General features: G+C 66.8%; 11 protein-coding genes and 1 tRNA gene. 10 read left to right on the top strand and 2 right to left on the bottom strand.

What is annotated here, in order from left to right:
• Nucleotides 1-147 precede the first annotated feature (147 nt).
• Nucleotides 148-223, bottom strand: a tRNA-Arg gene (locus tag ACZY0X_RS28075).
• 74 nt (nucleotides 224-297) lie between these two features.
• Here ACZY0X_RS28075 and ACZY0X_RS28070 point away from each other — a divergent pair.
• From ACZY0X_RS28070 to ACZY0X_RS28025, 10 genes are all read left to right on the top strand, one after another.
• A complete protein-coding gene (locus ACZY0X_RS28070; RefSeq protein ID WP_463775062.1) occupies nucleotides 298-726 on the top strand; it encodes a group I intron-associated PD-(D/E)XK endonuclease in 429 nt (142 codons plus the stop codon).
• Nucleotides 727-894: 168 nt separating this feature from the next.
• Nucleotides 895-2,376 (top strand): wax ester/triacylglycerol synthase family O-acyltransferase, encoded by a 1,482-nt coding sequence (locus ACZY0X_RS28065; protein WP_463775061.1) that lies wholly within the window; start codon nucleotides 895-897, stop codon nucleotides 2,374-2,376.
• Nucleotides 2,373-4,046, top strand: a complete 1,674-nt coding sequence (locus tag ACZY0X_RS28060) for an HAD-IB family hydrolase (RefSeq protein ID WP_463775060.1) — start codon at nucleotides 2,373-2,375, stop codon at nucleotides 4,044-4,046. Before ACZY0X_RS28065 ends, ACZY0X_RS28060 begins: the two co-directional genes overlap by 4 nt.
• On the top strand, nucleotides 4,043-6,406 hold the full coding sequence (locus tag ACZY0X_RS28055) for a glycerol-3-phosphate 1-O-acyltransferase (protein WP_463775059.1): 2,364 nt from the start codon (nucleotides 4,043-4,045) through the stop codon (nucleotides 6,404-6,406). The genes ACZY0X_RS28060 and ACZY0X_RS28055 overlap by 4 nt, the downstream gene beginning before the upstream one ends.
• 34 nt (nucleotides 6,407-6,440) lie before the next feature.
• Nucleotides 6,441-8,450, top strand: coding sequence for a bifunctional copper resistance protein CopD/cytochrome c oxidase assembly protein (locus ACZY0X_RS28050; protein ID WP_463775057.1), 2,010 nt, complete (start codon nucleotides 6,441-6,443; stop codon nucleotides 8,448-8,450).
• A gap of 138 nt (nucleotides 8,451-8,588) precedes the next feature.
• Complete coding sequence (locus tag ACZY0X_RS28045; protein ID WP_354525807.1) at nucleotides 8,589-9,029, top strand: single-stranded DNA-binding protein; 441 nt, start codon at nucleotides 8,589-8,591, stop codon at nucleotides 9,027-9,029.
• Between the two features lie 81 nt (nucleotides 9,030-9,110).
• Nucleotides 9,111-10,784, top strand: coding sequence for an energy-dependent translational throttle protein EttA (gene ettA, locus ACZY0X_RS28040; protein WP_463775055.1), 1,674 nt, complete (start codon nucleotides 9,111-9,113; stop codon nucleotides 10,782-10,784).
• A gap of 137 nt (nucleotides 10,785-10,921) precedes the next feature.
• Entirely contained in the window at nucleotides 10,922-15,793 is a 4,872-nt protein-coding gene (locus ACZY0X_RS28035) for an NAD-glutamate dehydrogenase (protein ID WP_463775054.1), read from the top strand.
• Nucleotides 15,790-16,212 carry an acyl-CoA thioesterase gene (locus tag ACZY0X_RS28030; RefSeq protein ID WP_463775052.1) on the top strand — a complete coding sequence of 141 codons (423 nt, stop codon included), beginning with the start codon at nucleotides 15,790-15,792 and terminating at the stop codon, nucleotides 16,210-16,212. The genes ACZY0X_RS28035 and ACZY0X_RS28030 overlap by 4 nt, the downstream gene beginning before the upstream one ends.
• Nucleotides 16,209-16,886 carry a DUF8185 domain-containing protein gene (locus ACZY0X_RS28025; RefSeq protein ID WP_463775051.1) on the top strand — a complete coding sequence of 226 codons (678 nt, stop codon included), beginning with the start codon at nucleotides 16,209-16,211 and terminating at the stop codon, nucleotides 16,884-16,886. Before ACZY0X_RS28030 ends, ACZY0X_RS28025 begins: the two co-directional genes overlap by 4 nt.
• A gap of 55 nt (nucleotides 16,887-16,941) precedes the next feature.
• On the opposite strand, the gene ACZY0X_RS28020 is transcribed toward ACZY0X_RS28025, so the two are convergent.
• The gene (locus ACZY0X_RS28020) at nucleotides 16,942-18,510 is read right to left on the bottom strand and encodes a glycoside hydrolase family 13 protein (protein WP_463775050.1); all 1,569 of its coding nucleotides are present in this window, start codon (nucleotides 18,508-18,510) and stop codon (nucleotides 16,942-16,944) included.
• Nucleotides 18,511-18,517: the final 7 nt, after the last annotated feature.

The raw sequence follows: 18,517 nt of genomic DNA, 5'->3' as shown, positions 1-18,517 counted from the left end.
AAGCCAAAAACCTAGATGGGGAACGGCGTGCGGCCGTTTCGAAACGATCAACTACCCACGAATGTGGCACAAGAGCCTCACTTGTTGACGCCCGAGGAAAAGGAGTGTCAACCACCCGCAGGGCACATGGGCACCCCTGTCATAGTGTGGCGCCCCCGGCAGGGATCGAACCTGCGACCAGCCGCTTAGAAGGCGGCTGCTCTATCCACTGAGCTACGAGGGCAGCGGCACTACCTTAGCTGAGATCGCGCAACCGATGGATGAGGTGTCTATTGCTCTGGAGCTACTCTGGAGCCGATGGCTGCACACCACACGAAGGACAAGGGCGATCTAGGTGTTGCGAAGGCTCACGCCGACTTGGCAAGCCAGGGTTTCACTGTCCTGTTTCCGGCGACAGAGCATGCGCCGTTTGATCTTGTCGCCTACTCGGGTGGAGAGTTTCACCGCCTTCAGGTGAAGTACCGTTCCGCACGCGCGGGCGCCGTCACCGTGAAGTTCCGGTCAATGTGGGCAGACCGTGACGGTACGCACACGACACCGATGGATAAGGGTGCAATCGACTGGGTCTGCATCTACTGTCCGGAGACCGATGCGTGCTACTACGTCCAGCCCGACGCACATGGCGCGTCCGTCACCCTTCGCATCGTGGCTAGCAGGAACGGCCAGCACGTAGGCGTATTAGAGGCTGCCGCATTTCGAGAGCTTCCGGGCTCGATTTCCCGCTGAACTCGATGGATGTGCACGCCGAAGCGATGCGCTGAGGTTGCCACGTGGAGGGCCCAAACGTGGCTACGCCCGACGTCGACGTGACAACCCCTGAAGGTCCTCCGCGCCGACACACCGCGGACTAGCGTGGTCACCGCACGGGCAACCACGGGAGGGGAGCGATACGCCATGAGCGACCTGCCGGAGTTGGATGCGGCCGGACTTCCCGAGGAACTGAGCGCAGTCGACCAGTTACTCCATCGTGGCGAGGCCAACCCCCGCACCCGCTCGGGGCTCATGGGTGTCGAGCTGCTCGATTCCACGCCGGACTGGGCGCGTTTCCGCGCACGGTTCGAGTACGCCTCGCGCAAGGTGCTACGGCTGCGCCAGAAGGTCGTCATGCCGACGCTGCCCACTGCCGCGCCGCGGTGGGTCGTCGACCCCGACTTCAACCTCGACTTCCACGTTCGCCGGGTCCGGGTGCCCGAACCGGGGACACTGCGCGAGGTGATGGACCTGGCTGAGGTCGCGCTGCAGTCGCCGATGGACATCTCCCGGCCACTCTGGTCGGCCACCCTCGTCGAGGGGCTCGCCGATGGCCGCGCGGCGACCATCCTGCATCTGAGCCACGCGGTCACGGACGGGGTGGGCGGGGTGGAGATGTTCGCCAGCATCTACGACCTCGAGCGCGACGCCGTGCCGCAGGGCGATGCACCGCTGCCGATCCCGCAGGACCTGACGCCCAACGAGCTGATGCGCGAGGGAATCAACAGACTGCCCGGCTCGCTCGTCGGCGGCCTGCTGGGCGCCGCCGGGGGAGCAGCCTCCGCGCTGGGCCGAATTGTGCGGGACCCGGTCTCCGCGGTCGGTGGCGTGGTCAACTACGCCCGATCGGGGGCGCGGGTCATGGGTCCGGTGTCGGACCATTCGCCGCTGCTGCGGCGACGCAGCCTGACGTCGCGCACCGAGGCCATCGATATCGAGTTCCGCGATCTGCACAAGGCGTCCAAGGCGGCCGGTGGCTCCATCAACGACGCCTACCTGGCCGGGTTGTGCGGCGCACTGCGGCTCTACCACGAACGCAAGGGCATCCCGGTCGAGACCATCCCGATGGCGGTGCCGGTGAACCTGCGGTCAGCTGATGACCCCTCGGGCGGCAACCGCTTCGCCGGGGTGAACCTGGCGGCGCCCGTCGGTGTCGTTGACCCGGCCGAGCGCATCCTGAAGGTGCGCGAGCAGATGACGCGCAAGCGTGAGGAACGCGCCATCGACATGGTGGGATCCATCGCGCCGGTGCTGAGCCTGCTGCCGGACGCCATCCTCGAGTCGGTGGCCGGATCGGTCGTCAGCTCGGACGTGCAGGCGAGCAACGTGCCGGTGTACCCGGGGGACACCTTCGTCGCTGGCGCGAAGATCTTGCGTCACTACGGGATTGGGCCGCTGCCGGGTGTCGCGATGATGGTGGTCCTGGTGTCGCGCGCCGGCTACTGCACGATCACCACCCGATATGATCGGGCCTCGATCACCGACCCCGCGCTGTGGGCGCGCTGCCTGCTCCAAGGCTTCGACGAGGTCCTCGCGCTCGGCGGTGACGGCCGAGCCGCCCCGGCATCATTCACACCCGATGCACCCGATTCCGTTCCATCGTCCAATGGGAGTTCCGCGCAATGAGTTCGAGTAACGGCAAGTCCGCGCGTCGAGGCGAGCAGGGCGCCGTCCGGTTGCCGGGCTCGGTCGCCGAGATCCAGGCCAGCCCCGAGGGGCCGGAGATCGGCGCGTTCTTCGACCTCGACGGCACCCTGGTGGCCGGCTTCACCGGCGTCCTGATGACGCAGGACAGGTTGCGTCGCGGTCAGATGAGTGTCGGTGAGTTCATCGGCATGGTGCAGGCCGGGCTCAATCACCAGCTGGGGCGCTCGGAGTTCGAGGACCTGATCGGCAAGGGTGCCCGGATGCTGCACGGGAACTCGCTCAGTGACCTCGACGAACTCGGCGAGCGCCTGTTCGTGCAGTCGGTGCAGAAGCGCATCTATCCCGAGATGCGCGAGATGGTGCGTGCGCACATGGCCCGCGGCCACACCGTCGTGCTCAGTTCGTCAGCGCTGACCGTCCAGGTCGAGCCCGTGGCCCGGTTCCTCGGCATCTCCAACGTCTTGAGCAACAAGTTCGAGACCGATGACGATGGCCTGATCACCGGTGAGGTGAAGCGGCCCATCATCTGGGGTCCTGGAAAGGCCAGGGCGGTGCAGAAGTTCTCGGCGGAGAATGGTGTCGATCTCGCCAAGAGCTACTTCTACGCCGACGGCGACGAGGACGTCGCGCTGATGTACCTGGTGGGCAACCCGCGCCCCACCAATCCCGCTGGCAAGCTCGAAGCTGTTGCCATCAAACGGGGTTGGCCGGTGCTGCGCTTCTCAAGCCGCAGCGGAACCAGCGTCGTGTCACAGATCAGAACGGCGGCGGCCATCGGGTCGCTGGTACCCGCCGCCGCAGGTGGCATCGGCCTTGGTCTGCTCACGCGCAACCGCCGGCTGGGGGTGAACTTCTTCACCTCGACGTGGAGCCGGTTACTGATGGCGGCCATCGGTATCGACCTCAACGTGCTCGGCGAGGAGAACCTCAAGGCCAAGCGCCCCGCGGTCTTCATCTTCAATCACCGCAACCAGGCCGACCCGCTCATCGCGGGCAGACTCGTCAGCGACAACTTCACCTCGGTCGGCAAGAAGGAACTCGAGAAGGACCCTCTGATGGGCACTCTCGGCAAGGTGATGGATGCAGCGTTCATCGATCGCGATGACCCCAAGGCCGCCGTTGAGAGTCTGCGCAAGATGGAAGACCTTGCGCGCAAGGGTCTTTCCATCCTCATCGCGCCTGAGGGCACCCGCCTGGACACCACTGAGGTGGGCGAGTTCAAGAAGGGTCCGTTCCGTATCGCCATGGCCACCGGGATCCCGATCGTGCCGATCGTGATTCGGAATGCGGAGGCCATCGCCGAGCGCAATTCGAGCACCTTCAACGCGGGTTCCGTTGACGTGGCAGTGTTCCCGCCGATCGACATCGGTGACTGGACCAACGAGAACCTGTCCGAACGCATCGCCGAGGTGCGACAGCTCTACCTCGACACGCTCAAGGACTGGCCCCACGACACGCTGCCCGACGCGCCGCCTTACGCGCGGTCAAGGACGGCGAAGAAGGCCCCGGCAGCCAAGAAGGCGCCCGTGAAGAAGGCGGCGGCGAAGACCCCGGCCAAGGCCGTTGCCAAGAAGACGGCAGCCAAGAAGACGGCGACCAAGAAGACGGCGACCAAGAAGACGCCCCCCACCGCCAAGGGGCGGCCGTGAAGGCGACCGCAGACGAGATCGCCAGCTTCAGACCCACGGGAGACGCCCTGGTGCTGGCGTCGGTCTCGTCACCGGCGGAACGTGATCTGCTCAACGACTGGCTTGGCGCTCAGCGGCGCCAGCACCCCGACGCGCGCATCGAGGTGCTCGAGCTACCCGGCGACGACGACCCGCCACCCGCGGTACTCGCGCGCCTCGTCGGACTTCTGGACAGCGACGAGGACCGCTCCGTCGTGCCCGTGCGGGTGTTCTGGATTCCCGGCGGGCTACCGACGCGATCCAAGGTGGCCGCCCTGCTGTCCGGCCGGGAAACCTATCGGCCGCCGCAAATCCTGCAGCATCGGATCTTGCGGAAGGATGCGTCGCGGGCCAGGGTCGTCGCCGGAGAGCCCGCGACGGTGTCCGCGCTCCGCAAGAACTGGAGCGACACCACCGTCGCCGAGAACCCCAGGGAATTCGCGCATTTCGTGATCCGCCGAGCCATCCTGGCGATCGAGCGCGTCGAACTTCGGCTGCTTGGCCCCGAGTACAAGTCGCCGCGCCTGATCAAGCCCGAGATGCTTGCGTCGACGCGGTTCCGAGAGGGGCTCGAGAAGATTCCCGGCGCGACCGTCGAGACTGCCGGCGTCATGCTCGACGAACTCTCGACGGGCTGGAGTCGATTCTCGGTCGACCTGATCCCGTCGCTGGGCCGGGCGATCTTCAGCCGCGGATTCGACCCGAACATCGACTACGACCGCGGCGAGGTCGAGGCGATGCGTGGGGCGCTGGAGAACCACCCCGCCGTGCTGCTGTTCTCGCACCGCTCCTACCTCGACGGCGTGATCGTTCCCGTTGCGATGCAGGAGAATCGCCTGCCCCCGGTGCACACCTTCGCGGGCATCAATCTCTCCTTCGGCGCCATGGGGCCGCTGTTGCGCCACTCCGGCGTCATCTTCATCCGCCGCAAACTCGACGATCCGCTCTACAAGTATGTGCTGCGCCAGTTCGTCGGCTACATCGTGGAGAAGCGGTTCAACCTCAGCTGGTCCATCGAGGGCACCCGCTCGCGCACCGGGAAGATGTTGCCGCCCAAGCTCGGACTGCTCGCCTACGTCGCCGACGCCTACCTCGACGGGCGAAGCGACGACATTCTGCTGCAGCCGGTGTCCATCAGCTTCGACCAGCTGCACGAGACCGCGGAGTACGCGGCGTACGCCCGCGGTGGCGAGAAGACACCCGAGGGCCTGTCCTGGATGTACAACTTCATCAAGGCCCAGGGTGACAGGAACTACGGCAAGATCTACGTCCGCTTTCCAGAGGCGGTGTCGATGCGCGAGTACCTGGGCGAACCGCACGGCCAGATGGCCACCGACGAGGCCGCCAAACGTCTTGCGCTGCAGAAGATGGCGTTCGAGGTGGCCTGGCGCATTCTGCGGGTTACGCCGATCAACGCCAGTGCTCTGGTGTCGGCGTTGCTGCTGACCACCCACGGCGTCGCGCTCACCCTCGACCAACTGCACCACAGCCTGCAGGACTCGCTGGACTACTTGGAGCGCAAGCAGATTCCGATGACCAACAGTGCGCTGAGGCTGCGCACGTCCGAGGGCGTCCTCGCCGCGGTCGACGCGATGTCCAATGGGCACCCCATCACCCGGGTGGACGGTGGACGGGAACCGGTGTGGCTCATCGCTCCTGAGAATGAGCACGAGGGGGCGTTCTACCGCAACACACTCGTCGACGCCTTCCTGGAGACCTCGCTGGTCGACCTCGCTCTCGCACACGCCGCGCGCGCTGAGCGTGACCACCTCGAGGTGTTCTGGACGCAGGTGATGCGGCTGCGCGACCTGTTGAAGTTCGATTTCTACTTCGCCGACTCCGCGGCCTTCCGCGAGCACGTCGCCGAGGAGATGTCGTGGTACGCCGAGGAGGCGGCAGAGGGCGCCTCGGACTGGGAACGCGATATCGCCGCCGGCGGCGAGCGGATCAACGAGATACTGCGATCCCGGCGGCCACAGGTTGCCGGCGCGATGCTTCGGCCCTTCATCGAGGCCTACGAGATCGTCGCCGACGTGCTGCGCGACGCACCCGTCGACATCGACGAGAAGGACCTGACCGAACGCGCCCTCGGTGTCGGCCGCCAGTACGTCGCGCAAACTCGGGTCAGCAACGAGGCGGTCTCGGCCCTGCTGTTCGCCACGGCGCGCCAGGTGGCCGTCGACCAGCACCTCATGGAACCGGCCGTCGACCTCGCCGAACGTCGGGGAGCCTTCGTGCGTGAGCTTCGGGGCATCCTGAGCGACATGGACACGGTGCAGCAGCTCTCGCGCGACCAGTTCATCGCGCGGGAGCAATTGCGGAGGGCGGCAGCCGCCACCTGATCGTCGCGTTGTCACCGAGCCATACCCTGGTGGCATGACCACAGTCGCGCCGCGCAGCCTCCGCCACGGCACCGTATGGCCGATTCTGGTCGGCGTCGGCCTGCTCGCGGGTGTGACCGCGGCCGCCATCGCCGGTCTGGCCCTGGCCGATGCGCTGACCGCGACGGGCCTGCCCAACCCTGGACCGGTCACCAACTACGGTCTGCCGTTCGTGCGTGCCGCCGGGGAGATCGCCGCCGTCGTCGCGGTCGGATCGTTCCTGATGGCCGCGTTCCTGGTGCCACCGCAGACCTCGGGGGTGCTCGACGCGTCGGGCTACCGGGCGTTGCGACTGGGCACCGTGGCGTCCGGGGTGTGGACGGTGTGCGCCGTCCTGCTGATCCCGCTCACCGTCTCCGACATCACGGGACAACCCCTGTCGTCGCGCCTCAGCCCAGCCGACATCTGGTCGGTCGCCGATCTGGTGGAGGTGGCCGGTCTGTGGCGGTGGACCGCGGCGCTGGCGGCGATCGTCACGATTGCCGCCATCCCGGTGCTGCGCTGGTCGTGGACACCGGTGCTGTTCGCGGGCTCCCTGCTCACACTGATGCCGCTCGCTCTCGCGGGGCACTCGTCATCGGGCGGCTCACACGACCTAGCGACCAACAGCCTGATCATCCATCTGGTGGCGGGTGCACTGTGGGCGGGCGGGTTGCTGGCGCTGCTCGCGCACGCCCTCCGTGGCGGTGAGCACGCCCACCTGGCGGCGCGGCGCTTCTCGTTGATCGCGCTGTGGTGCTTCGGCGCGATGGCGCTGTCGGGAGTCATCAACGCCCTGGTCCGCATCCGCCCGGCTGACCTGCTCAACAGTGGTTATGGCTGGCTCATCCTCGGCAAGACCCTCGCGTTGTGCGTGCTCGGTGTCATCGGGTGGCTGCACCGTCGGCGCGGGGTCGCCGCCCTGGCCGCCGACGCCGACGACCGTCGGCCGCTGATCCGGCTGGCGCTGGTGGAGGCGCTGGTGTTCGGGTTGACCTTCGGCATCGCCGTCGCGCTCGGCCGGACACCGCCACCGCCGCCACCCGTGCTCAACCCCTCGATACCGGTCATCGAGATCGGCTACGACCTGGCCGGCCCGCCGACGGTGGCGCGGCTCCTGTTCGACTGGCGTTTCGACCTGATCCTGGGGACCGCCGCGATCATCTTCGCCGCGGTGTACCTGGCCGGGGTGGTGCGTCTGCGGCGGCGCGGTGACGCGTGGCCGACGGGCCGCATCGTCGCCTGGCTGTGCGGCTGCGCCATCCTGTTGTTCACGACGTCATCCGGCGTGGGGCGCTACATGCCCGCCGTGTTCAGCGTGCACATGTCGGCACACATGCTGTTGTCGATGCTGGTGCCGGTGCTGCTGGTGCTCGGCGCTCCCGTGACGCTGGCCCTGCGGGCGCTTCCCGCTGCTGGCCGTGGCGACCCGCCGGGGCCTCGGGAGTGGCTGCTCGTCGCGTTGCACAGCAGGGTGTCGCAGTTCTTGACGCATCCCGTCGTCGCCCTGGTGATCTTCGTTGCCGGCTTCTACGGCCTCTACTTCGGTGGCATCTTCGACGCCGTGGCGGGCAGCCACGCCGCACACGTCGCGATGAACGTGCACTTCCTGCTCAGCGGCTATCTGTTCTATTGGGTGGTGATCGGGATTGATCCCACGCCTCGTCGCATCCCGCCGCTGGCCAAGCTCGGGATGGTCTTCGCGTCCCTGCCGCTGCACGCGTTCTTCGGCGTGGTGTTGATGGGCACCCAGGCCGTGCTGGCCGGGAGCTTCTACCAATCGCTCAAGCTGCCCTGGCACACCGATCTTCTCGGCGATCAGAAGCTGGGCGGCGCAATCGCCTGGTCGGCCGGTGAGATTCCGTTGGTGTTGGTGTTGATCGCACTGCTGGTGCAGTGGCGGCGCAGTGACCAGCGCACCGCCAAGCGCCTCGATCGCGCCGCGGACCGCGACCACGACGCCGACCTTGCCGCTTACAACGCGATGCTGGCCGAAATGGCACGCCGCGAGTCGGGTTCCCGCTAGCGCGCGGCATCCACAGTCCGGCATTCATCCACAGCGCTCGGCCCGTGTGACCCCGGAGCGTGGCGACCGTCGGCGGCCCGATGGTGAATGGGTGTCGACGGGACACCAGGTCCCGCCACGCTCAGGAGGGATTCAGTCATGTTCGAGACACCCATCACCATCGTCGGCAACGTCGTCACCGATCCGGTGCACCGCCAGGTGGGGGAGCACGAGGTGTTCAAGTTCCGCATGGCGAGCAACTCGCGCCGCAAGACGGGGGAGGGAACGTGGGAGACCGCCGACACCCTGTTCGTGTCGGTCACCTGCTGGGGCCGGCTGGTCTCGGGCGCGGCTGCAGCCCTGGTCAAGGGTGATCCCGTGATCGTCGTCGGCAACATCTGCACGAGCGAGTACGAGAAGGACGGTGTCCCGCGCACGTCGGTCGACCTGCGGGCCACGGCTATCGGGCCCGATCTCACCCGGTGCAACGTGCGCATCGACCGGACGAAGCGGCAGATCGAGGCGCCCAGGTCGGAACCGACCGATGAGAATTCCGACGACGTGGAGGACTCAGCGGAGGAGCTGTCGCTGACGGCCTGACGCCGCTGTGGCGGCCAGCCTGCGCACGCCTAGGATGGTCCCCGAGCAATTCCCGGGGAAACGAAAGGCAATGGCAACGGCATGGCCGAATTCATCTACACCATGCGGAAGGTCCGCAAGGCGCACGGCGACAAGGTCATTCTTGACGACGTCAACCTGAACTTCCTTCCGGGCGCGAAGATCGGCGTCGTCGGTCCCAACGGGGCCGGTAAGTCGAGCGTCTTGCGGATCATGGCCGGGTTGGATCAGGCCAACAACGGCGACGCGTTCATCGCGCCCGGCGCAACGGTCGGCATCCTCATGCAGGAGCCGAAGCTCGACGAGACCAAGACCGTCCGCGAGAACGTCGAGGACGGCGTGGCCATCAAGGCCAAGCTCAACCGGTACAACGAGGTCGCCGAACTGATGGCGACGGACTACACCGACGAACTCATGGAGGAGATGGGTCACCTCCAGGAGGAACTCGACGCCGCCGACGCCTGGGATATCGACTCCCAGCTCGAGCAGGCGATGGACGCGCTGCGTTGCCCGCCGCCTGACGACCCGGTGACGCACCTCTCCGGTGGTGAGAAGCGCCGTGTCGCGCTGTGCAAGCTGCTGCTGTCCAAGCCGGATCTGCTGCTGCTCGACGAGCCGACCAACCACCTCGACGCCGAGAGCGTGCTGTGGCTCGAGCATCACCTCGCCGCCTACAAGGGCGCCATCCTGGCCGTCACGCACGACCGGTACTTCCTGGACAACGTCGCCGAGTGGATCCTCGAACTCGACCGCGGCCACGCGTACCCGTACGAGGGCAACTACTCGACGTATCTGGAGAAGAAGGCCGAGCGCATCGCGGTGCAGGGGCGCAAGGACGCCAAGCTGTACAAGCGTCTGCAGGAGGAACTCGCCTGGGTGCGTTCCGGCGCCAAGGCCCGGCAGGCCAAGAACAAGGCTCGCCTCGGGCGATACGACGAGATGGTCGCCGAGGCGGAGAAGACGCGCAAGCTCGACTTCGAGGAGATCCAGATCCCGACGCCGCCGCGACTGGGCAACGTCGTCGTGGAGGTCGATCACCTCGACAAGGGGTTCGATGGCCGCGTCCTGATCAAGGACCTCTCGTTCACCCTGCCGCGTAACGGCATCGTCGGCGTGATCGGCCCCAACGGCGTCGGCAAGACGACGCTGTTCAAGACCATCGTCGGTCTCGAGGAGCCAGACAGCGGTGTCGTGAAGGTCGGCGAGACGGTCAGGCTGAGCTACGTCGACCAGAACCGTGCGGGCATCGACCCCAAGAAGAACGTCTGGCAGGTCGTCTCGGACGGGCTGGATTACATCGAGGTCGGGCAGAACGAGATCCCGTCCCGGGCTTACGTGTCGGCGTTCGGCTTCAAGGGTCCCGATCAGCAGAAGCCCGCCGGCGTGCTGTCCGGTGGTGAGCGCAACCGGCTGAACCTGGCTCTGACGCTCAAGGAGGGGGGGAACCTCATCCTGCTCGACGAGCCGACCAACGACCTTGACGTCGAGACGCTGAGTTCGCTGGAGAACGCGCTGGAACAGTTCCCCGGCTGCGCTGTGGTGATCTCGCACGACCGCTGGTTCCTGGATCGCACGTGCACGCACATCCTCGCCTGGGAGGGCGACGATGACAACGAGGCCAAGTGGTACTGGTTCGAGGGCAACTTCGGTGCTTACGAGGAGAACAAGGTGGCACGCCTCGGCGCCGACGCAGCGCGTCCGCATCGGGTGACACACCGACGGCTGACACGGGACTGACCCCGCCAGCATAAGAGCGCACCTTGCCTTGTGAGGCCACTAGTGTTGCACCTGCGTGCCATGGAGCCGCTCGCTCCCATCGGGCGGGCGGCGCCAGCCAATGACGTCGGTACGCAGGCGAGAACGGGAGCGATCGGATGACGGTGAATCCTGGAAACGGCGGAGACTTCGGCGGATCGGCTGAGGCGACGACGGTTCTTCACCACGATCCCAATGCCAAGGGGCCCAACGCCAAACTCGCCAGGGCGTATCTGCAGACCCAGCAGGGTCCGCACGGAGACGCCCCTGCCGCAGACGCGACGATCACCGCCCCCATCGGGCAGTCGGTCGAGGGACGACTCGTCACCTCCGCACTGCTGGAGGCCCACAACAAACTGGGCCGTCAGCGGACGGTCGGGGAGACCAAGGTCGCCGTCTACGGCGACGAGGCGGGTGTCGGTCCCGCGCTTCAGGTCGTCACCGATCAGAGCGACATGCTCATGGATTCGGTGACGGTCCTTCTGCACCGGATCGGCGTCGCCTACGTCGCGATCATGAACCCGGTCTTCCGGGTGCGGCGCAGTCCCAGCGGTGAGCTGTTGGAGATGCGTCCGGCCGCCGATCCCGACGCGCCCCACGACGGTGTCGAGGAAACCTGGATCCACGTTCAGTTGGCCCCCTCGGCCGACCCCAAGGCCGTTGCCGAGGTGGCGGCGCTGCTGCCCAGCGTGCTCGCCGACGCGCGCCAGGTGGCACTGGACTCCGGCGCACTGAACGCCACTCTGGTCGGGCTGGCCAACGCCCTGGACTCGGATGTCGCTGGGCATTTCTCGGGCTACGACCGCCGTGATGTCGCCGCGCTGCTGCGGTGGTTGGCCGCTGGCCACTTCGTGTTGCTCGGCTACCAGCGATGCGCGGTGCGCAACGGTGAGGCCTCGGTGGATCCGGCGAGCCGCCTCGGCATGTTGCGTATGCGGACCGACGTGCTTCCACAGCTGACCGGGGCCGACGACCTGCTGGTGCTGGCGCAGGCCACCCTGCCCAGTTTCCTGCGCTATGGCGCCTACCCGTACATCGTGGTCGTCCGGGAGAACGCATCTGGGCAGACCATCGAGCACCGATTCGTCGGCCTGTTCACGGTGGCGGCGATGAATGCCAACGTCCTCGAGATCCCGCTGATCGCGCGGCGAGTCAACGAGGCGATGGCGATGTCACACGGCGATCCGAGCCATCCCGGGCAGCTGATGCTCGACATCTTTCAGACCATTCCGCGTTCGGAGTTGTTTGCGCTCAGTGCCAGCGAACTGCTCGAGATGGGCAAGGCGGTGGTGGATCTGGGATCGCGCCGCCGAGCCCTGCTGTTCCTGCGAGCCGACAAGCTCGCGTACTTCGTGTCCTGCCTGGTGTACCTGCCGCGGGACCGCTACACGACAGCCGTGCGACTCGAGATGCAGGACATCCTGGTTCGCGAGCTCGGCGGCGAGTCCATCCAGTACACCGCGCGCGTCAGCGAATCACCCTGGGCCGTTGTGCACTTCACCGTCCGGCTGCCCGACAGCCCGTCACCGTCGCGGATCGACACGTCGATGGAGAACGAGACCAGGATTCAGAACCTGCTCACCGAGGCGGCCCGCACCTGGGGGGACCGCCTCATCGGCTCGGTGAAGTCGGAGGCGATCAGCAGGGCAGATGCGCAGCACTACGCCACCGCGTTCCCCGAGGTCTACAAGCAGGCGTTCTCCCCGGACGACGCGATCGCCGACATCGCGATCATCGAGGATCTCCAGAAGGATTCGGTCAAACTCGTCTTCTCCGACGATGAGGCGCACGGTACGCAGCTCACCTGGTACCTCGGCGGCCGGTCTGCGTCGCTGAGCGAGTTGTTGCCGATGCTGCAGTCGATGGGTGTGGTGGTGCTCGAGGAGCGCCCGTTCACGGTCACCCGCGCTGACGGCATGCCGGTGTGGATCTACCAGTTCAAGATCGCGGTGCACCCGTCGATTCCCGATGCGGAGAACACCGCCGAACGGGAGGCGACGGCGCAGCGTTTCGCCGAGGCCGTCACCGCGATCTGGCAGGGACGCGTCGAGATCGACCGATTCAATGAACTGGTGCTTCGGGCGGGCCTGACCTGGCAACAGGTGACTGTGCTGCGCAGCTATGCGAAGTACCTGCGGCAGGCCGGTTTTCCGTACAGTCAGTCGCACATCGAGACCGTCGTCAACGGCAACGCAGGCACCGCGGCCGCTCTGGTCCACCTCTTCGAGGCGCTGTTCGACCCGTCCGAGTCCGACACCCGGCCCGACGCACAGGCCGCCGCTGCAGCGGTCGCCGCCGATATCGAGGCACTCGTCAGCCTCGACACCGATCGTGTGCTGCGGGCCTTCGCCACGATGATCCAGGCCACTCTGCGGACCAACTACTTCGTCACACGAGCGGGTTCTGCGCGCGAGCAGAACGTGTTGTCCATCAAGCTCAATCCGGGCCTGATCGACGAATTGCCGTTGCCTCGACCGCGTTACGAGATCTTCGTCTACTCGCCGCGCGTCGAGGGCGTGCATCTGAGGTTCGGCCCGGTGGCGCGCGGCGGCCTGCGGTGGTCGGACCGCCGCGAGGACTTCCGCACCGAGATCCTGGGCCTGGTCAAGGCGCAAGCGGTCAAGAACGCGGTCATCGTGCCCGTCGGCGCCAAGGGCGGCTTCGTGCTGAAGAACCCGCCCGTTCAGACCGGAGACGCCACCACCGACCGCGAGGCCCTTCGCGACGAGGGTGTGGCCTGCTACCGGCTCTTCATCTCCGGCCTTCTCGACCTGACCGACAACGTCGACACCGTGACCGGCGCCGTCGTGGCACCGCTGGGAGTGGTGCGCCGCGACGGTGATGACGCGTACCTGGTCGTCGCCGCGGACAAGGGCACGGCGACATTCTCCGATATCGCCAACGACGTTGCGAAGTCCTACGGCTTCTGGCTCGGCGACGCATTCGCCTCGGGCGGTTCGGTGGGCTATGACCACAAGGCCATGGGCATAACCGCTCGGGGCGCGTGGGAGTCGGTGAAGCGCCACTTCCGAGAGATGGGCATCGACACCCAGGCCGAGGACTTCACCGTCGCCGGCGTAGGGGATATGAGCGGCGACGTGTTCGGCAACGGCATGTTGCTGTCCGAGCACATTCGGCTCGTCGCGGCCTTCGACCATCGCCACGTCTTCCTCGACCCAACTCCCGACGCGGCGAGTTCATGGGTGGAGCGCAAGCGCATGTTTGAGCTGCCGCGGTCCAGCTGGGATGACTACGACCGCTCGCTGATCAGCGAGGGCGGCGGGGTTTACAGCCGCGAGCAGAAGTCGATCCCGATCAGCCGCGAGGTGAGCACCGCGTTGGGGCTGCCCGCCGATGTCGAGGAGATGACCCCGCCCGCCCTGATGAAGGCGATCCTGCAGGCCCCTGTCGACCTGTTCTGGAACGGCGGCATCGGAACCTACATCAAGGCCGAGACCGAGTCGGACGCCGAGGTCGGCGACCGCGCCAACGACGCGGTGCGGGTGAACGGTAATCAGGTGCGCGCCAAGGTGATCGGTGAGGGCGGCAACCTCGGCGTCACCCAGCGCGGACGCATCGAGTTCGACCTGGCCGGTGGCAGGGTCAACACCGACGCCATGGACAACTCGGCAGGCGTGGACTGCTCCGACCATGAGGTCAACATCAAGATCCTGGTCGACGCACTGGTCACCGCCGGGAAGGTGAGCGCCGAGGAGCGCACCGAGCTGCTGATGTCGATGACCGACGAGGTCGGCGACTTGGTACTGCTCGACAACAGTGATCAGAACGATCTGATGGGTACCAGCCGGGCCAACGCGGCCAGCCTGCTCACGGTGCACGCCCGCCAGATCAAGGACCTGATCGCCAGGCGCGACCTCAACCGCGAACTCGAGGCGCTGCCATCGGAGAAGGAGATCCTGCGGCGCACCGAGGTCGGCCTGGGGCTCACGTCACCGGAACTGGCGACGCTGATGGCACACGTGAAACTGGCCCTCAAGGACGAACTGCTGGCCACCGACCTGCCCGATCAGGAGGTGTTCGCCGTCCGGCTGCCCGACTACTTCCCGGCGCTGCTGCGTGAACGGTTCGGCCCCGACATTCGCAACCATCAGCTACGGCGTGAGATCGTCACCACGATGCTGGTCAATGACCTGGTCGACTCCAGCGGAATCACCTACGCCTACCGGATCACCGAGGACGCGGGTGTCGGTCCCGTCGACGCGGTGCGCAGTTTCGTCGCCGTTGACGAGATCTTCTGTGTCGGTGAGGTGTGGCGCCAGATCAGGGCGGCGGGGGCGGCCGGTGTCGCCGTCTCGGTGACAGACCGGATGACCCTGGACCTGCGCCGGCTCATCGACCGGGCCGGGCGCTGGCTGCTGAACTACCGGCCACAGCCGTTGGCCGTCGGCGCCGAGGTGAACCGGTTCGCCGCGAAGGTCGCGGCGCTGACCCCGCGGATGTCGGAGTGGTTGCGCGGCGCGGACCGCGACATCGTGGCCAAGCAGACAGCGGAAATGGTCGACAGGGGTGTTCCCGAGGATCTCGCCTACATGGTGGCCACGGGGCTCTATCAGTTCAGCCTGCTCGACGTCATCGACATCGCCGACATCCTCGAGCGCGAACCCGCCGAGGTGGCCGACACCTACTTCGCGCTGATGGACCATCTCGGCACCGACGGACTGCTCACCGCGGTATCGGGTCTGGCTCGCGATGATCGGTGGCACTCATTGGCGCGGTTGGCGATTCGCGATGACATCTACGGCTCGCTGCGATCGCTGTGCATCGACGTGCTGGCCGTGGGTGAGCCCGACGAGACCGGTGAGCAGAAGATCGAGGAGTGGGAGATGACCAACAGCTCTCGCGTGGACCGTGCCCGTCGGACCCTCAGCGAGATCTACGAGGACGGTGAGACCGATCTCGCCACGCTGTCGGTGGCGGCACGACAGATTCGAAGCATGACCAGAACGAGTGGGACGGGGAACACTGCGTGACCGATCCGCACGATCGATTCATCACACCGGTGCCGGTGCGATGGTCCGATATCGACATGTACCAGCATGTCAATCACGCGACGATGGTCACGATCCTCGAGGAAGCCCGCGTACCGTTCCTGTCGAAGCCGTTCGCTGACGACTTCGTCACCACTGGACTGCTCATCGCCGAGGTGCGCGTCGCCTACAAGGGTCAACTGCGACTGGCGGATTCGCCTCTGCAGGTGACGATCTGGGTGAACCGGCTGCGAGCCGTCGACTTCACGCTTGGCTATGAGGTGCGCTCGGTGCTGGCCGACCCCGACTCGAAGCCCGCCGTCATCGCCGAGACACAGCTGGCTGCGTTCGACATCGAGGAGCAGAAGCTGGTGCGCCTGGCGCCGCACCATCGCGAGTACCTCCAGCGGTACCAGCGATGAGCGCTGGCGAGCGGGGTCTGTGGCTGGACCCCGGCCACCGCGACGATCTGAGTACGTTCGTCGACCATGTGTTGCGCCTCGACGAATCGTCGGTCATTCGGCTCCGCGAGCGCTCTGACGGCCAGGTGGTCGCTTGGGTGGCAACGGGTTTCGATGTACTCGTCAGCCGGGTGGTCAAGGCCACGGTGCGACCTGCCGACCTGTCCGTCGGAGCCGACGCGTTGGCCCGCGCCCTGCCGCTGATGGATGACTCGGGCTACGTGGACACCGGGTTCGCGATGGACTCGGCCTGGCGCGGAGTGCTGCCGCCCGAGGTCGGCTTCGCCCACCTTGATGACGTGCCGGCCCGTGAGGTGCTCGACCTGGCTCAACGCGGTGTCGCGCTGGCCAAGGAGCACGGCGTCCACGGCCCACCCGCGTCGCTGCTCGATCAGGAGGTCGTCGCGGTCAGTTCGGGTGACGATCTCGTCGGCGTGCCGATGCGCTGCGTGTTCGCCTTGACTGCAATGGGTTTCCTTCCGCAGGCGCCGTCATCGGGGGAGGGCTTCTCGCCCGAGTCGGTGGCCGCCGATGAGGTCGTCCGGGTGCGAGTGCTGCCTGCGTGGCTGCGCATCGACGCCCGCTTCGGCAGTGTGTACCGCCGCCGCGGCGATCCGGCCGTGGTCCTGCGCTAGCGATTTCGGCGCGCTTTCCTTCGCTCAGCGACGGTTAGCGCGCCGAAATCACGGACTAGCGGAGCCAGGCGGCGGTGTCGGGTGCCAGTGCGCCGTCGACAAGCGGCGCACTCGCGATGAGTAACTCACCGGCTGGCGGAGCCACCGGGTCGCTGCCGGTGTTCAGCACGCATATCAGGCCGTCGGTGCCGCGGAAGGCCAACACACCGTGTGGCGTATCGAGCCACTGGACGTTCGAACCGAGTTCCCCACGCCTGTGGCGCAGTTCGATGGCATTGCGGAACAACGTCAGCGTCGAGTCGGGGTCACCGTCCTGCGCCTCGACGGTCAGCGTCGACCAGTCGGCGGGCATCGGCAGCCAGGTGTCGGCGGTGCTGGAGAAGCCGAACGGCGGGGTGTCGCCCGACCACGGCATCGGCACGCGGCAGCCGTCGCGGCCCCGTTCCTCATGACCCGAGCGCTCCCACACCGGGTCCTGCAGCACGTCGTCGGGCAGGTCGACGTTGGGTAGGCCGAGTTCCTCGCCGTTGTAGACGAACACCGCTCCGGGTAGCGCCAGCATCACCAACGCCATCGCCCGCGCCCGAGCCAGGCCCGTCGGTCCGCCGCCGTAACGGCTGACCTCCCGCTCGACATCGTGGTTGGACAACGTCCAGGTGGGCGGTGACCCCGCGAGATCAGCTGCGGCCAAGGAGTTCTCGATGGCCTCGCGCACCTCATCGGCATCGAACTCGGCGCGCACCAGGCGGAAGTTGAACCCCAGGTGCAATTCGTCGGGCCGCAGGTACTTGGCGAAGTCCTCGTTCTTGAACACCCAGATCTCACCGATTGTCACGGCGTCGGGATGGTCGTTGAGCACCGTTCGGATGCTGCGGTGGATGTCGTGCACGCCGTCGTGGTTGAAGCGCGGATCGTCCTCGTCGTGGCTGAGCATCGTCAGATCCGGGACGCGCATGTCGGGCAGGCCGGGCGGTTTGGACATGCCATGCGCGACGTCGATGCGGAAGCCGTCGACACCGCGTTCCAGCCAGAACCGCAGCGTCTTCTCGAGGTCGTCGAACACCTCGGGGTTGTCCCAGTTCAGGTCGGGCTGCTTGGCGTCGAACAGGTGCAGGTACCACTGGCCCGGGTTGCCGTCGGGCTCTGTGACCCGAGTCCAGGCGGGCCCGCCGAACACCGACACCCAGTTGTTGGGCGGGTGAAGGCCACCGTCGCCCAGACCGTCGCGGAACACGTACCGGTTGCGCTGCGTGCTGCCCGGACCGGCCGCCAGCGCGGCCTGGAACCAGGGATGCTGGGAACTGGTGTGGTTGGGCACCAGGTCCATCGTCAGCTTGATGCCGCGGGCGTGCGCGGCCTCGAGGAGTCGGTCGAGTGCGCCAAGGCTGCCGAACAGCGGGTCGACGTCACGGGGGTCGGCGACGTCGTAACCGTGGTCGGCCATGGGGGAGACCATCACGGGGTTGAGCCACAGCGCGTCGACGCCGAGGCCCGCCAGGTAGTCGAGTTCGCCGGTGATCCCGTCGAGGTCGCCTACGCCGTCACCATTGCTGTCCCGGAACGAGCGGGGATACGCCTGGTAGAAGACGGCGCGGGACCACCAGGTCTGGTGGGAGTCGGTCACGCCCACC

This window comes from Mycobacterium sp. IDUB_39, assembly GCF_055419205.1.
Note: the sequence above shows the minus strand (reverse complement) of the source record. Positions and strands in the feature narration are given on the sequence as shown.

Excerpts from the sequence above, each read along its gene's own strand:
- ACZY0X_RS28050 (WP_463775057.1), top strand. The coding sequence starts at position 6,441 with ATGACCACAGTCGCGCCGCGCAGCCTCCGCCACGGCACCGTATGGCCG.
- ACZY0X_RS28060 (WP_463775060.1), top strand. The coding sequence starts at position 2,373 with ATGAGTTCGAGTAACGGCAAGTCCGCGCGTCGAGGCGAGCAGGGCGCC.
- ACZY0X_RS28025 (WP_463775051.1), top strand. The coding sequence starts at position 16,209 with ATGAGCGCTGGCGAGCGGGGTCTGTGGCTGGACCCCGGCCACCGCGAC.
- ACZY0X_RS28065 (WP_463775061.1), top strand. The coding sequence starts at position 895 with ATGAGCGACCTGCCGGAGTTGGATGCGGCCGGACTTCCCGAGGAACTG.
- ACZY0X_RS28035 (WP_463775054.1), top strand. The coding sequence starts at position 10,922 with ATGACGGTGAATCCTGGAAACGGCGGAGACTTCGGCGGATCGGCTGAG.
- ACZY0X_RS28070 (WP_463775062.1), top strand. The coding sequence starts at position 298 with ATGGCTGCACACCACACGAAGGACAAGGGCGATCTAGGTGTTGCGAAG.
- ettA (WP_463775055.1), top strand. The coding sequence starts at position 9,111 with ATGGCCGAATTCATCTACACCATGCGGAAGGTCCGCAAGGCGCACGGC.
- ACZY0X_RS28045 (WP_354525807.1), top strand. The coding sequence starts at position 8,589 with ATGTTCGAGACACCCATCACCATCGTCGGCAACGTCGTCACCGATCCG.